The organism is Halochromatium sp., from assembly GCF_054919635.1.
On record NZ_JBUDPI010000048.1, the window covers coordinates 1 to 15,928 of the forward strand.

14 protein-coding genes and 1 pseudogene are annotated in these 15,928 nt (G+C 63.8%); 12 read left to right on the forward strand and 3 right to left on the reverse strand.

The window, feature by feature from the left end; genetic code table 11:
* The 10 genes and pseudogenes from ACY693_RS04945 to ACY693_RS04990 form a co-directional block, all read left to right on the forward strand.
* On the forward strand, positions 1-691 hold a 691-nt coding region (locus ACY693_RS04945), incomplete at its 5' end, for an AMP-binding protein (RefSeq protein WP_462320721.1).
* Complete coding sequence (gene thiE / locus ACY693_RS04950; RefSeq protein ID WP_462320722.1) at positions 684-1,433, forward strand: thiamine phosphate synthase; 750 nt, start codon at positions 684-686, stop codon at positions 1,431-1,433. The genes ACY693_RS04945 and thiE, both read left to right, overlap by 8 nt.
* Entirely contained in the window at positions 1,430-2,275 is an 846-nt protein-coding gene (gene thiD, locus ACY693_RS04955; protein WP_462320723.1) for a bifunctional hydroxymethylpyrimidine kinase/phosphomethylpyrimidine kinase, read from the forward strand. Before thiE ends, thiD begins: the two co-directional genes overlap by 4 nt.
* A gap of 182 nt (positions 2,276-2,457) precedes the next feature.
* Positions 2,458-3,396: a DMT family transporter gene (locus tag ACY693_RS04960; protein ID WP_462320724.1), complete on the forward strand. Its 939-nt coding sequence runs from the start codon at positions 2,458-2,460 to the stop codon at positions 3,394-3,396.
* 85 nt (positions 3,397-3,481) lie between these two features.
* On the forward strand, positions 3,482-3,886 hold the full coding sequence (locus ACY693_RS04965) for a hypothetical protein (RefSeq protein ID WP_462320725.1): 405 nt from the start codon (positions 3,482-3,484) through the stop codon (positions 3,884-3,886).
* A gap of 147 nt (positions 3,887-4,033) precedes the next feature.
* Complete coding sequence (gene smc / locus ACY693_RS04970; RefSeq protein WP_462320726.1) at positions 4,034-7,573, forward strand: chromosome segregation protein SMC; 3,540 nt, start codon at positions 4,034-4,036, stop codon at positions 7,571-7,573.
* Between the two features lie 81 nt (positions 7,574-7,654).
* Positions 7,655-8,557: a cell division protein ZipA gene (locus ACY693_RS04975; RefSeq protein WP_462320727.1), complete on the forward strand. Its 903-nt coding sequence runs from the start codon at positions 7,655-7,657 to the stop codon at positions 8,555-8,557.
* Between the two features lie 110 nt (positions 8,558-8,667).
* Positions 8,668-10,861, forward strand: a pseudogene (gene ligA, locus ACY693_RS04980) (NAD-dependent DNA ligase LigA).
* Between the two features lie 379 nt (positions 10,862-11,240).
* Positions 11,241-11,537, forward strand: coding sequence for a segregation and condensation protein A (locus tag ACY693_RS04985; RefSeq protein WP_462320728.1), 297 nt, complete (start codon positions 11,241-11,243; stop codon positions 11,535-11,537).
* 35 nt (positions 11,538-11,572) lie between these two features.
* Positions 11,573-12,397, forward strand: coding sequence for a carbonic anhydrase (locus ACY693_RS04990; RefSeq protein WP_462320729.1), 825 nt, complete (start codon positions 11,573-11,575; stop codon positions 12,395-12,397).
* A gap of 20 nt (positions 12,398-12,417) precedes the next feature.
* On the opposite strand, the gene ACY693_RS04995 is transcribed toward ACY693_RS04990, so the two are convergent.
* The 3 genes from ACY693_RS04995 to ACY693_RS05005 form a co-directional block, all read right to left on the reverse strand.
* The gene (locus tag ACY693_RS04995; protein WP_462320730.1) at positions 12,418-13,278 is read right to left on the reverse strand and encodes a peptidylprolyl isomerase; all 861 of its coding nucleotides are present in this window, start codon (positions 13,276-13,278) and stop codon (positions 12,418-12,420) included.
* Between the two features lie 155 nt (positions 13,279-13,433).
* Complete coding sequence (locus ACY693_RS05000; RefSeq protein WP_462320731.1) at positions 13,434-13,736, reverse strand: YciI family protein; 303 nt, start codon at positions 13,734-13,736, stop codon at positions 13,434-13,436.
* Complete coding sequence (locus ACY693_RS05005; RefSeq protein WP_462320732.1) at positions 13,736-14,470, reverse strand: inner membrane-spanning protein YciB; 735 nt, start codon at positions 14,468-14,470, stop codon at positions 13,736-13,738. The genes ACY693_RS05000 and ACY693_RS05005 overlap by 1 nt, the downstream gene beginning before the upstream one ends.
* A gap of 224 nt (positions 14,471-14,694) precedes the next feature.
* Between ACY693_RS05005 and ACY693_RS05010 the strand changes: the two genes are divergently transcribed.
* Together ACY693_RS05010 and ACY693_RS05015 are read left to right on the forward strand one after the other, a co-directional pair.
* Complete coding sequence (locus ACY693_RS05010) at positions 14,695-15,597, forward strand: PHP domain-containing protein (protein ID WP_462320733.1); 903 nt, start codon at positions 14,695-14,697, stop codon at positions 15,595-15,597.
* A 48-nt stretch (positions 15,598-15,645) separates the two neighbouring features.
* Positions 15,646-15,928 (forward strand): Sua5/YciO/YrdC/YwlC family protein (locus tag ACY693_RS05015; RefSeq protein WP_462320734.1); only part of this gene is annotated, 283 nt, incomplete at its 3' end.

Here is a 15,928-nt window from a genome sequence, read left to right on the forward strand (position 1 = left end):
GGCGATGCCGCAATCCCTGATGGAGCAGTTCGAGCAGCGCTTCGGCGTGCCGATACTCGAAGGCGATGGGCCCACCGAGTGCGGGCCCGTCACCTGTGTGAATCCACCCGCCGGCCCGCGTAAGCCGGCCTCGGTTGGGCCCCCGATACCCGGGGTTGAGATGTGCATCATGGATTCCATGGGCAAGCCGCTGCCGGACGGCGAGCACGGCGAGGTCTGCGTGCGTGGTCCCAGTGTGATGCGCGGTTATTGGAATCTGCCGGAAGCGACTGCCGAGAGCTTCTTTGGTGACTGGTTTCGCACGGGCGATCTCGGCTGGCGCGACGAGGATGGATGGTTTTACCTGGTCGATCGCATCAAGGATCTGATCATCACGAACGGCATGAACGTCTATCCGCGTGTCGTCGAAGAGGTCCTGCTGCGCCATCCCGCTGTTGCCGAGGTGGCGGTTGTCGGCGAGCCGCATCCAGCCCATGGCGAGATTGTGATTGCTCACCTGGTGCCGCAGCCGGGGCAGTCGGTCGATGCCAGCAGCCTGAAGCACTGGTGCCGCGAGCATCTCGGTCGGCACGAGCAGCCGCGGCGGATCGAGCTGCGGGAGGCGCTGCCGAAGAATGCCGCCGGGAAGATTTTGAAGCGCGAGCTGCGCCGGGCAGGCGAGCATGAGCGCGGGTTGTCGCACCATGCTTGATCTCTCGGTCTATCTGATCACCGACGCCGCACTCTGTGCCCGCGCGGGACTCGTCGAGACCGTTGCGGCCGGGCTGCGCGGCGGCGTCACAGTGGTGCAGCTGCGGGATAAGCAGGTCTCGGATACCGAATTGATCGAGCAGGGAAGGGCGCTCAAGGGGCTATTGACTGGCACGGGCGTCCCGTTGATCGTCAATGATCGACTCGAGGTCGCCTTGGCCATCGACGCCGATGGCGTCCATCTTGGCCAGTCGGATCACAGCGTTGCCGAGGCGCGCGAGGTCATGGGTGCCGAGGCGATCTTGGGGCTCTCGCTACAGAGCCTGGATCAGCTGCAGAGACTGGACCCGACCCTGGTTGACTATCTTGGCGTGGGTCCGGTGTTTGCGACGACGACCAAGCCCGATCATTCGTCGCCGCTTGGCTTCGATGGCCTGGCAAAGATCTGCGATGCAAGCCCGCTGCCGGTGGTCGCGATCGGTGGTCTGCGCGCCGAGCATGCGGGGGCGGTCTGGTCGGCCGGTGCCGAGGGCATGGCACTGGTTTCGGCCATCTGTGCCGCTGACAATCCTGAGCAGTCGACCAGGCGCATTGCCGAGGCCTGTCGTGCAGCTCGCCAGGGCATTGTTGGTCCTGATGTCGATCTTCCCTCTGCCGATGCCGATGCCGAGGCGGGCACTGATCGGCAGGCTGACGCTTCGGCGCCTACTGGGTCTAACCGGGTTTTCCGCAGCGCATCATGACAGCCGTCAAGAATGTGCTGGCGATCGCGGGCTCCGACCCATCGGGCGGTGCCGGTATCCAGGCCGATATCAAGGCGATCTCGGCCAACGGTGCCTATGCGATGGCGGTGATCACCGCCTTGACGGCCCAGAACACCCGTGGAGTCCACGGGATGCAGTTGGTGGCGCCTGAGTTTGTCGCCGCCCAGATCGATGCGATCTTTGACGATGTTCGCGTCGATGCGGTGAAGATCGGCATGCTGGGCTCGCCCGAGATCACGCTCGTGGTGGCCGAGGCGCTGCGGCGCCATCAGCCGCCAGCGGTGGTTCTGGACCCGGTGATGGCGGCCAAGGGTGGCGACCGCCTGCTCTCGGAGGCTGCCGTCCGGACGCTGATCGAGGAGCTGCTTCCAATCGCGACCGTTCTGACCCCCAACCTACCGGAAGCAGCGGCACTGCTCGGCGAGCCCGAGCTGACCGATGTCAGCGCGATGCCCGCCCTAGCCCAGCGTCTGCTGGCATTGGGTCCTTCCGCAGTGCTGCTCAAAGGTGGCCACCTGGCGGGCTCGATGAGTCCGGATTACCTGGCTAGCGCCGACCTTGGCCTGTGGCTCGAGGCCGAGCGTACCCCGACCAAGAATACCCACGGCACCGGTTGTACGCTCTCTTCGGCACTGGCGGCACAACTGGCTGCACACTCGGTCACTCGCCGCGATTCAGCCGGTCTTGAGGCGGCGGCTCGTCTTGCCAAGGGCTACGTCGCCCAAGCGATCCTTCATGCCGATGCGCTCGATGTTGGCGCTGGGCAGGGGCCCACGCACCATTTTCATGCGCTCTGGCTCAGCGACCATGTCTCCAGATAATCGGCTGCATCCCTCTGCTTCCTGGGATCTCTCGGTGATGGGGTTGTCCTCGGGATTGGCGGCCAGGGTTCCTGTTGCCGCAAGGCGCGTTGCGGGCGTTCAACAGGCGTCCTTGCCGTCGAGTCCGCAGTCCCGAGAGCCGGGCGGTAGCCGACACCGCAGCTGCTGTATCGTCTAGCCCCATGAGCCTTGCCACTACTCAGGGGGCTCGACGCGAGGTCGAGCTTGGCATGCTGTTGATGACCATCGCGATGTTGCTGTTTCCGATGAGCGATGCGTTGGCAAAATCACTCACTGCTGAGCTGACGCCCATTCAGATCGCCGCCGCTCGCTTTCTATTTCAATCGCTATTGCTGCTGCCCATGGTGCTGTTCGTCAAGGGCGGGCGGTTGCCAATGCCGGGGGCTCGCCATCTGGTCCTGGGGGCTCTGATCGGCTTTGCGGTCATCTTTCTCTTCTCTGGCCTTCAGTATCTGCCGCTTGCCAACAATACCGCGTTGTTCTTTATCGAGCCGCTCCTGCTGACGCTGATCTCTGCCGTTGCGCTGCGCGAGCCGGTGACCCGGCGTCAGTGGCTGGCGGTCGTGATCGGCCTCGGCGGCGCGCTCATCGTCCTGCGCCCAAACTGGGCGGCTTACGGTCCAGCGGCGGTCTACCCAGTGGCGGCAGGTGCCTTCTTTGCTGCATTCTTGGCGCTGACCCGTGTCGTCAGTGGACGCGATGATGCGCTGACCCTCGCCTTCTGGACTGGAGTCGCAGCGGCGTTGGTGTTGTTGCTGGTGATGGTCTCCGGATGGTTCGGGGCGATGGAGCGAGTCTCAGGGCCTGGTCCCCTGCTGGAGCTTCCGGCGCTCAACGCTTGGGTGTTGCTGCTCGGAGTCGGCGCCATTGCCGCGGCGACCAACGTCCTTACCGCATTGGCCTTGCGACGAGCAGGTGCCGGGGTGCTGGCTCCCTTTCAGTATCTCGAGATCCTGAGCGCAACGCTCCTTGGCTGGGTCATCTTCAACGAGATGCCCGACCTGCTGACCGGTATTGGCGCCACCATCATCGTCGGCTCGGGCCTGTATGTGTTCACTCACCAGGGGCGGCGATCGACCCAAGCTGCGAGAGCCGATTGACGCTTGCATTGGGGAGCGCAGGCAGCGGCTCTGTTGTATGCTTTCTGGTCAGTCGAGCGAGGGCTAAAGGTGAGGACGAACCGCGATGGGTGAGCAAGAAAGCGAGCAGGCGCGGGCTGCTCAGCTCCGCAAACGGGCACTAGAGCTTCGCATCTCAGGACACAGTTATCGGGAGATCGCCGAAATGCTGGCGGTCCCCGAGCCGAGTGCTTGGAAGATGGTGGGGGTTGAGCTGCAGACCTTGCAGGCGAGTAGTCATGACATATCGCGTCGATACCGCGACGAGCAGTTGGAGCGTTTGGATGCAGCGCTGCGCGCGATTTGGCCAGAGGTCGAAGCCGGGAAGCTCGACGCCATCCAGTGCCTCTTGCGCATCGAGGAGCGCCGGAGCTGTTTGCTCGGTCTGGATGCTGTCTCGGCGCCAGTGGCGGGCGAGAACGGCCTGGGCTCTGGTCGCGCTGCAAAATCCAGCGAGGCTGGCATTGGCTGATCCCCGGATGAGCGCCAGGATGAGCGCCAGGATGAGCGGTGCCGATGACCGGTGCCTAAAGGGTCCCGGTTGCAGCGGATCGATCCGCGGATGTGCTTCCTGTTTGGAATGCTTGTGGCAGATTGATGCCGCCAGTAGCGTGCATTGATGCGTCTGGAGAAGATCAAGCTCGCCGGTTTTAAGTCCTTCGTCGATCCGACGACGGTCCCCTTCCCGAGCAATCGGGTCGGTGTGGTCGGGCCGAACGGCTGTGGCAAGTCGAATGTCATCGATGCGGTGCGCTGGGTCATGGGCGAAAGCTCGGCGAAGCTGCTGCGCGGACAGTCGATGGCGGATGTCATCTTCAATGGCAGCAGCTCGCGCAAGCCGGTTGGCTTGGCCCATATCGAGCTGGTGTTTGACAACAGCGACGGTCGCGCGGGCGGTGAGTTTGCCCGTTTCAACCAGATCGCGGTCAAACGCCAGGTCTCGCGCGATGGTCAGTCGAGCTACTTCCTCAACGGCGCCCGTTGCCGGCGGCGCGATATCCAAGACCTATTTCTCGGCACCGGACTCGGACCACGCAGCTACGCGATCGTCGAGCAGGGGATGATCTCGCGCTTTATCGAGGCCAAGCCAGATGAGCTGCGCCTGTTTATCGAGGAGGCGGCCGGGATCTCCAAGTACAAGGAGCGTCGGCGTGAGACCGAGAGCCGGATTCGGCATACACGCGAGAATCTTGATCGCGTCCAGGACCTGCGCGATGAGGTCGGCAAGCAGCTGCAGCACTTGGAGCGTCAGGCCGCCACCGCGGCCAAGTATCGGAAGCTGAAGGAGCAGGAGCGCAGGCTTGGCGATGAGCTCGCCGCGCTGCAGTGGCGTGAGCTCGATCAGGGACTCGAGCGTCAGGATCGGGTCATCGGCGAGACCGAGGTCCGCTTGGAGTCCGATCTGGCGTCACTGCGTCGACTCGAGGCCGAGATCGAAGCCCAACGGGTCCTGCATGCCGAGGTCTCAGACGCCTTCAATGCGGTGCAGGGGCGCTGGTACGCGGTTGGCTCCGAGATCGCGCGTCTGGAGCAGGCCTTGCAGTTCGCCAGTGAAACCCGGAAGCGTCAAGAGCGCGAGCTGGGCTCGGTGCGAGGCGAGCTCGACGAGGCGAGCGGCCAGCAGGAGCGCGATCAGACACGTCAGCGCGAGCTGTCTGCCGAGCTCGAGCGCGACCTCCCGTTGCTCGAGGAAGGACGCGAGCGCCTCGATGATCTTCGCGAGCGCCTGGCCGAGGCCGAAGCACAGCTCGAGACCTGGCAACAGGCCTGGGATGCCGTCCAGCTCGAGCTCGCGGCCCCGTCAGCTGAGGCTCAGCATGAGCGTTCCAGCCTCAATCATCTCGAGCTGCGTCTGGCGCAAGATCGTGAGCGCAGCGCGCGCATCGATGACGAATCGGCGCGTCTCGATACCAACGAGCTGGAGCAGCGCCTGACCGCGTTGGATGAGCGCTCCGAGGGCCTGGATGAGCGCCTGCACCTGGCCGCCGATGCCCAGGAGCGCGCTGCCGCCGCCTTGCGCGAGGCCGAATCCGAGCGCGGCGAGCTCGTCGGGCGCCTCGATGCCGCGCGCACCGAGCTGCAGACCACCCGCGGTCGGCTCGCGTCGCTCGAGGCATTGCAGGACGCGGCCTTGGAGAACCCGGATGAGGCAGTGACGGCCTGGGTTGACCGAAGCGATCTGACCCAGGCGCCGCGCCTTCTGGATCTGATCGAGGTGACCTCGGGCTGGGAGACCGCGGTCGAGGTGGTCTTGAATGCTGCGCTCGCCGCCTTCTGTGTCGAGGAGCTCGATGCGCTTGCGCGCTCGCTGCAGGAGGAGGCGGGGCTGTTGTTCGAGGGCGACGCTGCGCAGGTCGATTGGGTCGGAGCCACACCGGCCGGAAGCTCCGGGCTGGCTGCGCTGGTTCGTGGTCCATCGGTTTTGTCCCCGCTGTTGCAGGGCATCGAGGTCGCTGAGGGTCGCGATCAGGCGTTGGCACGGCGCGCAGAGCTGAGTGCCGGGCAGCGGATCGTAACCCCCGATGGCTTTCTGGTCGGACCAGGCTGGGCTCAGGCGCCGGGCCCTGGCGCGGGGGCTGGGGCCGATGTCGGCGGCAGCATCGCGCGTGCTGAAGAGATCAAGGCGCTCACGGTGGCTGCTGATGAGCTTGAGGATGTGATCGCAGGGATGACCGACGAGCAGGCGGCGATGTCGGCGCAGCGCGTCGAGCTTGAGCAGGCGCGCAACGACGCCCATGACGATGTCGCCCGCTTGAGCCGTGACCGGGCCGCGCTGGACGCCGAGCAGGGCGCGGCACGCGCGCGCCTGACGCATCTGCGCGAGCGTCGTGCCGCGTTGGCCGAGGAGCAGGCAGCGTTGAACGACGGCTGTGCCGAGATGGAGGAGGCGATGGAGCTTGGTCGCGAGCGCCTGCATGCGGCCCTTGAGCGCAGCGAGCAGCTTACCGAGCGCCGTGATGGACTTGCCGCTGAGCGTGAGCCGCGCCGTGCGGCGGTCACTGAGCTGCGTCGCGAAGAGGCGCAATTGCGCGACCAGGTGCAGCGCTTGGAGGTCGCGACCGAGACGCGGCGTGCCTCGCAGCTCGGACTGGTGGCGAGTCTCGAGCGCGTCAGTGAGCGGGTTGCCAGTCTCGAGGCCCGTCGTGACGAGCTGATCGAAACCCTGAGCGAGGCCGCGGAGCCGGCGCTTGAGCAACAAGAGCGCCTCGATGAGCAGCTCGAGCAACGCCTCCAGGTTGAGCAGGAGCTCGGTGACAAGCGTCAGCAGATGGAGGAGGCCGACGCCCAGATCCGCGCTGCCGAGCAACGTCGCCATGGGCTTGAGCAATCGATCAATGGCGTGCGACAAGAGCTCGATAGCGCCCGTTTGCAGCGACAGGAGCTCTTGGTGCGGCGGCAAACGGTCGAAGAGCAGCTGCGCGCGCGGGAGACCTCGCCGCAAGCCGTGCTTGGCTCCATGGACCCGGACCTCCTTGCAGGTGCCGACCTCGTCGAGCGTTGGTCAGGTGAGCTCGAGGCGGTGAAGACAGGCATTGGACGGCTCGGCAACATCAACCTGGCCGCGATCGATGAGTTTCAGGAGCAGTCTGAGCGGATGCGCTATCTCGAAGCCCAGCACGCCGATATCAGCACGGCGCTCGAGACGCTCGAGTCGGCCATCCGCAAGATCGATCGCGAGACCCGCAGCCGATTCAAGGAGACCTTCGAGCGCATCAATAGCGGTCTCCAGGAGCTCTTTCCGCGCGTCTTCGGCGGGGGCCATGCCTATTTAGAGCTGACGGGTGAGGATCTGCTCGACACCGGTGTCTCGATCATGGCGCGTCCACCGGGCAAGCGTAACGCCACGATCCACATGCTCTCCGGTGGTGAGAAGGCATTGACTGCGGTGGCACTGGTGTTCGCGATCTTCCAGCTCAATCCCGCCCCATTCTGTATGCTCGATGAGGTGGACGCACCGCTGGACGACGCCAATGTCGGGCGCTTCTGCGAGCTGGTCCGGTCGATGTCGGATCAGATCCAATTCATCTTCATCACCCACAATAAGGTGACGATGGAATTGGCCGACCAGCTCCTTGGGATCACGATGCACGAGCCGGGCTGCTCACGGCTGGTGTCTGTCGATGTGGATCAGGCCGCGCGCATGGTCGCGGCCTCTTAATAACGCGTATTGAGCAGTCGCAGAACCAGGGCGAAAGCGCTGATATACTCTTGTAATAATCTCCATCGGATATGAATCCCCATGGATGCTGGCACTCTGAGAGTCATCTTGATTGTCCTCGGCGCCTTCTTGCTCGGCGCCCTCTATCTATGGGAACGGCGACGCATCGAGAGTGAGGCCGAGCCCGAAGAGCGCCCAGATGAGCGCCGGCATGAGCGCCCAAATGAGCGGCCAAACGAGCGCCCAAATGAGCGGCCCGAGCGCGCTTGGCGTCGTGAGCCAAGCTTTGGCGCGCATTCCTCCGCCGATGCCGATGATGATGTCGGTTCTGCCGATGACGGCTCTGAGACCGACCAGCCTGCGCGCGCGAGTCATTACGCCGAGGTCGAGGGTGCACCTCATCTTGTCGATGCGCCCGCGACAGCAACGGACATCGCCTCGGATGAGGTCCTCAACGCGAGCGCTCGGGCGGCTGATCGCCAACAGGCCGAGCCGACTGAAGCCGTGGCGTCGAGGGGGCCGAGGGAGCGCCAGACATCCGGTTCATCCGACCACAAAGAGAGTCTGCTCGTGCAATTGTTCGTCGTTGCTCGCGGTGACCATTTTGATGGCTCCGAGGTGCAGGCGGTGGCTGAGCGGCAGCACCTGACCCCTGGGGAGATGGATATCTATCATCGTCGAAACCTCGACAGCAGCAGTCAGCGCGCGCTGTTCAGCATGGCGAATCTGATCAATCCCGGAACCTTTCCATTCGACGCGATGGATGACTTCACCACGCCTGGCGTCGCACTCTTCGCCCAGCTCGAGGGACTGCCGAGCGATCTGATGGTCTATGATGAGCTGGTGCAATCGGCCCGGTCGATGGCGGATGCGCTAGGCGGTGATCTGCTCTTGCCCGACCGTCGCCCGTTCGACATCGATGCCTGGGAGGGGCAGCGGATCGAGCTGCTGCGTTTGATCAATCAACGTGCGGAGGCCATGTGAGCCTCGGCAAGCCGTCGGCCAAGCCTCGAACTCAGCAATTGACCGGCGCCGGGCGAAGGCGCGGCTCGCGTTGATCGGAGAACGGATGATGACGCGACAGGAACTTGCCCATGACCGTGCCGACCTCTGATCAGGACCGAGCTGCGGCGCTGCGTCGCGAGCTGGATCATCACAATGTTCGCTACTACGTTCTCGATGATCCGGAGATCCCGGATGCCGAGTACGACCGTCTGCTGCGGGAGCTGCAAGCATTAGAGGCGCGCTACCCTGAGCTCGTCACTCCGGACTCGCCGACTCAGCGGGTCGGTGCTGCACCGCTTCAGAGCTTCGCCGAGGTTGAGCATCGGCTACCGATGTTGTCGCTGAGCAATGCGCTCGATGAGCAAGAGCTGCGCGAGTTCGATCGGCGGGTGCGGGAGGGGCTAGGACTTGGACTGGACGGGGATCAGGTGCGCTACTCAGCGGAGCCCAAGCTTGATGGGCTCGCGATCAGTCTACTGTACGCGGATGGGGTCTTGGTCCAGGCCGCGACGCGTGGCGATGGTTATCGCGGTGAGGACGTCACTGCCCAGGTCCGGACCATTCAATCCGTCCCCCTGCGGCTGCGCGCCTCCGACGGCAATCTGCAGTGGCCGGCGCTGCTCGAGGTACGCGGCGAGGTCTTCCTGACCTATGAGCGCTTCGCTGCCATCAATGCCCGGGCCCAGCGCGAAGGTGGCAAGGTCTTCGCCAATCCGCGGAATGCCGCTGCCGGCAGTCTCCGGCAGCTGGATTCGCGCGTGACCGCCTCCCGTGGGCTGAGCATGTTCTGCTACGGCTTGGGGGCGGTTGAAGGTGCGCCATGGTCCGATAGCCACAGCGACAGCCTGGCGCGCATTGCCGGTTGGGGGCTGCCGGTGTCGCCGGAGCAACGCCTGGTTGATGGGCTCGATGGCTGCATCGCCTATCATGCCGAAATGGCGGAGCGGCGTGAGCGGCTTGCCTACGCGATCGATGGCGTGGTGTTCAAGGTCGACCAGCGCGCCGATCAAGAGCGGCTTGGCTTCGTCTCGCGCGCGCCGCGCTGGGCGATTGCCTATAAGTTCCCGGCTCAGGAGGAGCTGACGACGGTCGAGGCGGTTGAGTTTCAGGTCGGTCGCACTGGGGCACTGACTCCCGTTGCGCGGTTGGCGCCGGTCAATGTTGCTGGCGTGATCGTCTCCAATGCCACGCTGCATAACATCGACGAGGTGCATCGAAAGGATGTTCGCGTTGGCGATACGGTCTATGTGCGCCGCGCCGGCGATGTTATTCCGGAGGTGGTGCGTGTGCTCCCCGAGCGTCGCCTCGCAGGCGCGGTGTCGGTGCAGTTGCCTAGGCACTGTCCCGTCTGCGGATCGGATGTGCTGCGCGCGGAGGGCGAGGCCGTCGCTCGCTGCACCGGTGGGCTGTTCTGCGCGGCCCAGCGCAAGGAGGCGATCAAGCACTTCGCCTCCAGGCGGGCGATGGATATCGAGGGTCTCGGCGATAAGCTGGTTGATCAGCTGGTCGAGCGAGGGCTGGTTAAGGACCCCGCGGATCTGTACTGCCTCAGCCAAGAGCAGCTAAGCGAGCTCGAGCGCATGGGGGAGCGATCTGCCGCCAATCTGCTCGCTGCCCTCGATAAGAGCCGTCACACGACCGGCAGACGGCATCAAAGGGGTCGGGCCCAAGACCGCGGAGGCGCTGTTGCGCGATCTCGCCCTGCATGCGGACCCAGATCCAACGCCGAGTGACGGTAAGAGCGAGACCGAGGCACTTGCGCAGTGGTTGGAAGCGCGCGCCATCCGTGGATTACAGCCTGAGGCCGTGAGGCAGATCGCCGAGCGTTTCGGGAACATCGATGCCTTGCGCGCGGCTGATGTTGCTGACCTGGCCGCGACCAAGGCGGGACCGATCGAGGGCATTGGTCCTGTGGTGGCGGCACATATTCAGGCCTTCTTCTCGCAGCCGCACAATCGCGAGGTCATCGACAAGCTGCGCGCCCCTGAGATCGGTGCGATCCGTTGGGAGCAGCCACCGCCCCCAACAACGGCCGAGACGTTAGCGAGCAGCAGTCCGGTGTTTGGCAAGACGGTGGTGATCACGGGCACCCTGAGCCAGCCCCGTGAGCAGATCAAGGCGCGGCTTGAGGCCTTGGGGGCAAAGGTGACCGGGAGTCTGTCCAAGAAGACTGATCTATTGATCGCTGGAGCTGATCCAGGCAGCAAGCTCAGGCGGGCCGAAGAGCTTGGCGTCGAGGTCTTAGAGGGCGATCGCTTGGCGAGACTGATTGAGGGTGCCTAACAACAAGAGGGTTCATGAGGCAATCCTCGCATCTTCCATCTGTGCGTGGTGCGATCCACCGGTAGCTCTGCCCTGACAGGTCTTAGGCGATTGCCGGAAGAGCTCGTACCGAATTGCGCAGGATTTTCGCTTGCCGCCGAGGAGCGTCGCCGGGAGCATAGCCGGGCTCTGTGGCCGGCGATGCGCCGCAGAAAGCGCGCGAAGAGACGAGCAAGGCGGTATCCGGGTTGACAGAAAGTGCCTTAGCGCTCGCCGCGAACCGATGGCGGTTCTCAGCCCGCTCGGTCGCTGCTGGATTTGGCCGCTTGCGTCCCGATCTCTGAGCAGCGGAAACAGCTAATCGAGTCAAGACGACTCTCTCTATCACGGGACTAACATCATGTCTGAATTGAGCAAAGAGCAGCAGATCCTGGTGGCGATGCGCAAGACGCTTGCCGCTGTCGTGAAGGATGTGACTCCGCCTCCCGGGATGAAGCATCCCCTGTCCGAGTCAACGATAGGGGATGTTCGCGCCTGCTTGTCGCTCATCGCGGCACGCGAGAAGGAGCTTGCAGACAGCGAAGGACGCGGTGGCGATCGTCCATACTATGCGGACCAGCCGCAATCGGCGCAGGTGGTGCCGATCGCCGGTATTCGACGCGGTGATAAATCCGGCGGCAACTCAGGTAGTCGTTAAAACGGCGCATCAACCGACGTCACGAGGAGGTGGAGATGACGTTGTATCGATTCGACCAGGGATCTGTGCCCGCGGCGCTCATCGGCGGCGTTGCAATGCTAGTGTGCGCGGCGAACACCCAGGCTTGGCAGGCCAGGGTCTCCGATATGACGGCATCGGTTCCAGAGTGGTCTTACAGTGGTGAGCGAGGGCCAAGTCACTGGGCCGAGATCAGCGCATCCTATTCCGGCTGCGGCTCTGGTCGGCTCCAGTCACCAGTGCCGATTGAGACGGCGGCAGCCCAGTTCCGCCCCTGCACTCCGCTTCGGTTCCGTTACCGCAGTAGCTCGCTGCATCTGGTGAACGACGGCACTGCGCTCAGACTCGGCTACGATCGCGGCAGCTATCTGGTAATCGATGGGCTAAGCTACGAGCTGGTCGAGCTACGCTTTCACGTCCCCGGAGAGCATGCGATCGACGGCCGGATCGCCGATGGCGAGATCGAGCTGATCCATGGCAATAATCGCGGCGACATCGCGATCCTGTCGGTGCCACTGGAGGCCGGCAACCGCGTCAACCAAACCCTGCGACGCATCCTCGACAAAGCGCCTTTGGCGGCCGGAAAGACCGCCTACGCACGCAATATTGGCGTCAACGCCGTGTTTCTGCTGCCAGCGCGACGCTCGTATTTCCGCTATGACGGTTCGATGACACGCCCACCTTGCCAGGAAGGCGTGCATCGCTATGTGATGGAGACACCGCTTGAGATCGCGGCCTCGGATCTGGCCCGGCTTGCTCAAATAACCAGCGCCAACGCGCGTCCGCTGCAGCCGCTTGGCGCACGCCGGGTCGAGCGGCTTTGCGCCAGCAGTGACGATTAGCGTTTTCGCTACCCGCCAGGTTATTGCTCGGCAGGTGCCTCGGTTGCCTCCTTGACCTTGACCACCTCCTCGTTGAGCTCGACGTCGGCATTGTTGCGCAGCTCGGTGAGCGCCTCGGCGACCGCGCGCTGGCGCAGCACGGCCTCGAGCTGTGGCTTAGCCTGCTCGAACGACGGTGGCTCGGCGGTGCGTGTCTCTTCGAGCTTGATGATGTGCCATCCAAACTGGGTCTGCACTGGCTGCTGCGAATAGGTGCCGGGCTCCATCTCGGCGACCGCATCGGCGAACGGCTTGACCATGCGCCGCGAATCGAACCAACCGAGATCGCCGCCCTTCTCTGCGGTTGGGCCGAGCGAATGCTCTTCGGCCAAGGTCTCAAAACCCTCGCCATTGGCCTTGTCCAGCTGCTCGATCAGGGACTGGGCCTTGTCTTTGTCATCGAGCAAGATGTGTCGCGCCTTGTACTCGGTCTGCTGCGACTGCTCGACAAATTGATCGTAGGCCTGTTTGAGCTCGGCCTCGGTCGGATTGGTTTCGGCGCCGATGCTCTGCAGTGCCGCCGCTGAGAGGACCATCATGCGCTGCAGCGCGAGTGCGGTTTGCACCTCAGGATTCTCGGTCAGCTTGCGCTTTTCGCCCTCCTGCGAGGCGACCACGATGTTCATGAACTCATTAAACGCCTGCTCCTGCAGCTGCGGACTGTTTTGCCCGTCGCGCTGCGCGAGCAGCTCGGCGAAGTAGGCGCGGAATAGATCGAGCTGATAGGGCTGTCCGTTGATCGTCGCGATGAGGGTGTCATCGGTCTCTTGGGCCTCCTGTGCGCAGGCGGGTGCGGTCATGGCGAGCGCGAGCAGCGAGGCAGTGATAACGCGGTGTTTCATCAAAATCTCCCAAAAATCTACCAGTTAAAACCTACCCATTTAAGGGGATCATGTCGTACGGGAGAGGCCTAACCTCTTCCGTACAGCGTCGTCCGGCTTGGCCGGGCGTGGATTGAAACATGACAGCTGTCCTTCTTGCTGTCTTGAGGTCCTGCTCAAGCGGGCAAGACCTGGATGAATGGCTTGACCTGAACCTCGGCATAGACACCGGCAAGTGCATAGGGGTCGGCGTCGGCCCAGGTCTGGGCTGCTTGCAGGCCGCTGAACTCAGCAACGACGAGGGAGCCGGTAAAGCCGGCCTCGCCGGGGTCCAGCGCGTCGATTGCCGGATGGGGTCCGGCAAGGATCAGCCGACCGGCATCTTGGAGCTCGCGCAGGCGCTGAAGATGGGCCGGGCGTGTTGAGCGGCGATGTGGCAGGCTATCAGCCCGGTCACGGCTGATGATGGCATAGAGCATCAGCGGATGTCTCCGGATGTCGCTGGTGATCGTGTTGGCGCCAGCTCAGAGCCCACTCTTTCGGGATGGCTCTCCACAGGCTCCGGCTCGTGGACATGACGCGCGAGATACAATGCCTGTCCGATGACGAACAGGATTGTCAGTCCCATCATACCGAAGAGCTTGAAGTTGACCCAAACCGCCTCGCTCTGATGCGCGGTCTCGCAGAGCCTGAGTTGTTGGCCAGTGAATTGCTCGGCACACCCAGTGAGGTCGACCTCGGTGATCCCGGTCGCGGCAATCAGCGTCTGCTCCGCGACATAGAAGCCGCTGCCGATGTAGACCACGAACAGGTTGGCCAGTCCCGAGACAAGGAAAAACGCGACCCAGGCCCAATTCAGTCGTCGCCAGATGAGCGCCGGTACACTGATGGCCTGCCCCATCATCTGCTCGACCAAAGGCCGCTTGCCGATCAGGCTAGCGCCGATAAAGGCGATCGCGAATAGCCAGTTGACGATGGTCGGCTTCCACATCACGAAGATCGGATCACGCAACAGCAGGGTGAGCCCGCCGAACACGGCGATCAACGCCAGGGTGATCAAGGGCATCTTCTCGAACCGGCCATGCCGCCAGCGCAGCCACGCGACCTGCGCCAGCGAGGCGATGATGGCGGTGATGGTCGCGACATAGATGCCATAGAGCTTGTAGGCGACGAAGAAGAGGATGATCGGAAAAAAATCGATGAGCAGCTTCATCCTAAGCGTCCAATGAGCATGGGCGGGTCGGGCGATGCGACAAGCGGCCGCGGCCAAAGACGCGGCATCCTAGCATCGTTGCCGTCCATCGTGGTCTGCTTGAGCGCTGGACGTCTGCTCGGGAGGGCGTCGTCTCAGGGGCTTGGCCCATCGATCGAACAGGCGTTCGGCCGCGGGTTTGGATCGCTGCGCGGTGGTTGCAGCGGATCGGGTAGAATGCCGGGATGATGAAGACGCCCGACCTGCATACCCACTCCACGGCCTCTGACGGAACCCTATCCCCGCAGGATCTGATCGCCCGCGCGGCTCAACAAGGCGTCGAGGTGATCGCGCTCACCGATCACGACACCCTTGCCGGGTTGGACGATGCCGCGGAGGCGGCTCAGACGCACGGCATCCATCTGGTGCCTGGCGTTGAGATCTCAGTGACCTGGGGTGGACGCACCGTTCACATCGTCGGGCTTGAGGTTGATCCTGCCTGCGCGGCGCTGCGCCGAGGCCTTGACGGCTTATTGGCCTACCGGGAAGAGCGTGCCGCCGAGATCGCGCGCCGGCTCGAGCGCGCTGGTTGGCCAGGGGCCCTAGAAGGGGCTCGAGCACAGGCCGAGGGCGAGCTGGTCGGCAGGACGCACTTCGCGCGGTTTCTCGTCCAACAAGGCGCGGCGAAGGATCTGCGTGCGGTGTTCAAGCACTTCCTGGTCAAAGGCAAGCCCGGCCACGTCGCGGGTTGCTGGACGACCTTGGACGAGGCCGTCGGTTGGATTCGTGCCGCAGGTGGGCAAGCGGTCATTGCCCATCCAGCCCGTTATGGATTGACACGCTCGAAGATGAAGCGGCTGATCGAGGATTTTCGGGCCTGTGGTGGACGCGGGATCGAGGTGGTTTCAGGCAGCCACAGCCGCGACGATTACTTCACCTTTGCGCGCTGGGCGCGAGAGCAAGGTCTGCTTGCCTCGGCCGGCTCTGATTATCACGGCCCCGAAAACCCCTGGATCGAGCTAGGGCGCCTGCCGGCGCTGCCCGAGGGTTGTCGCCCCATCTGGGAGCAGCCCGGTCTCGCGGGTCTTGGGCCGGCCTGGTTTGCTGACGCCTCTCAAGGGGCGGTGGTGAATCGGCCAACGGCCTAGGCTGGTCGAATCGCGTAACCCTCAACAACGAGCGCCAGATCCTCGTCCATGGCAACCGCGCCACAATTTCTCGAGATCCATCCGCAAGATCCGCAGCCGCGACTCATCCGCCAGGCTGCAGCGGTGTTTGCGTCTGGTGGCGTCGTCGTCTATCCGACGGATTCCTCCTACGCGCTGGGCTGTCAGCTCGGCGACAAGGCGGCGCTCGATCGCATTCGGATGATCCGCCGCGTGGATGACAAACACCATTTCACGCTGGTCTGTCGTGATCTGTCAGAGATCGCAGCCTATGCGCGCCTCGACAACCAGGCCTATCGCCAGCTCAAGTCGT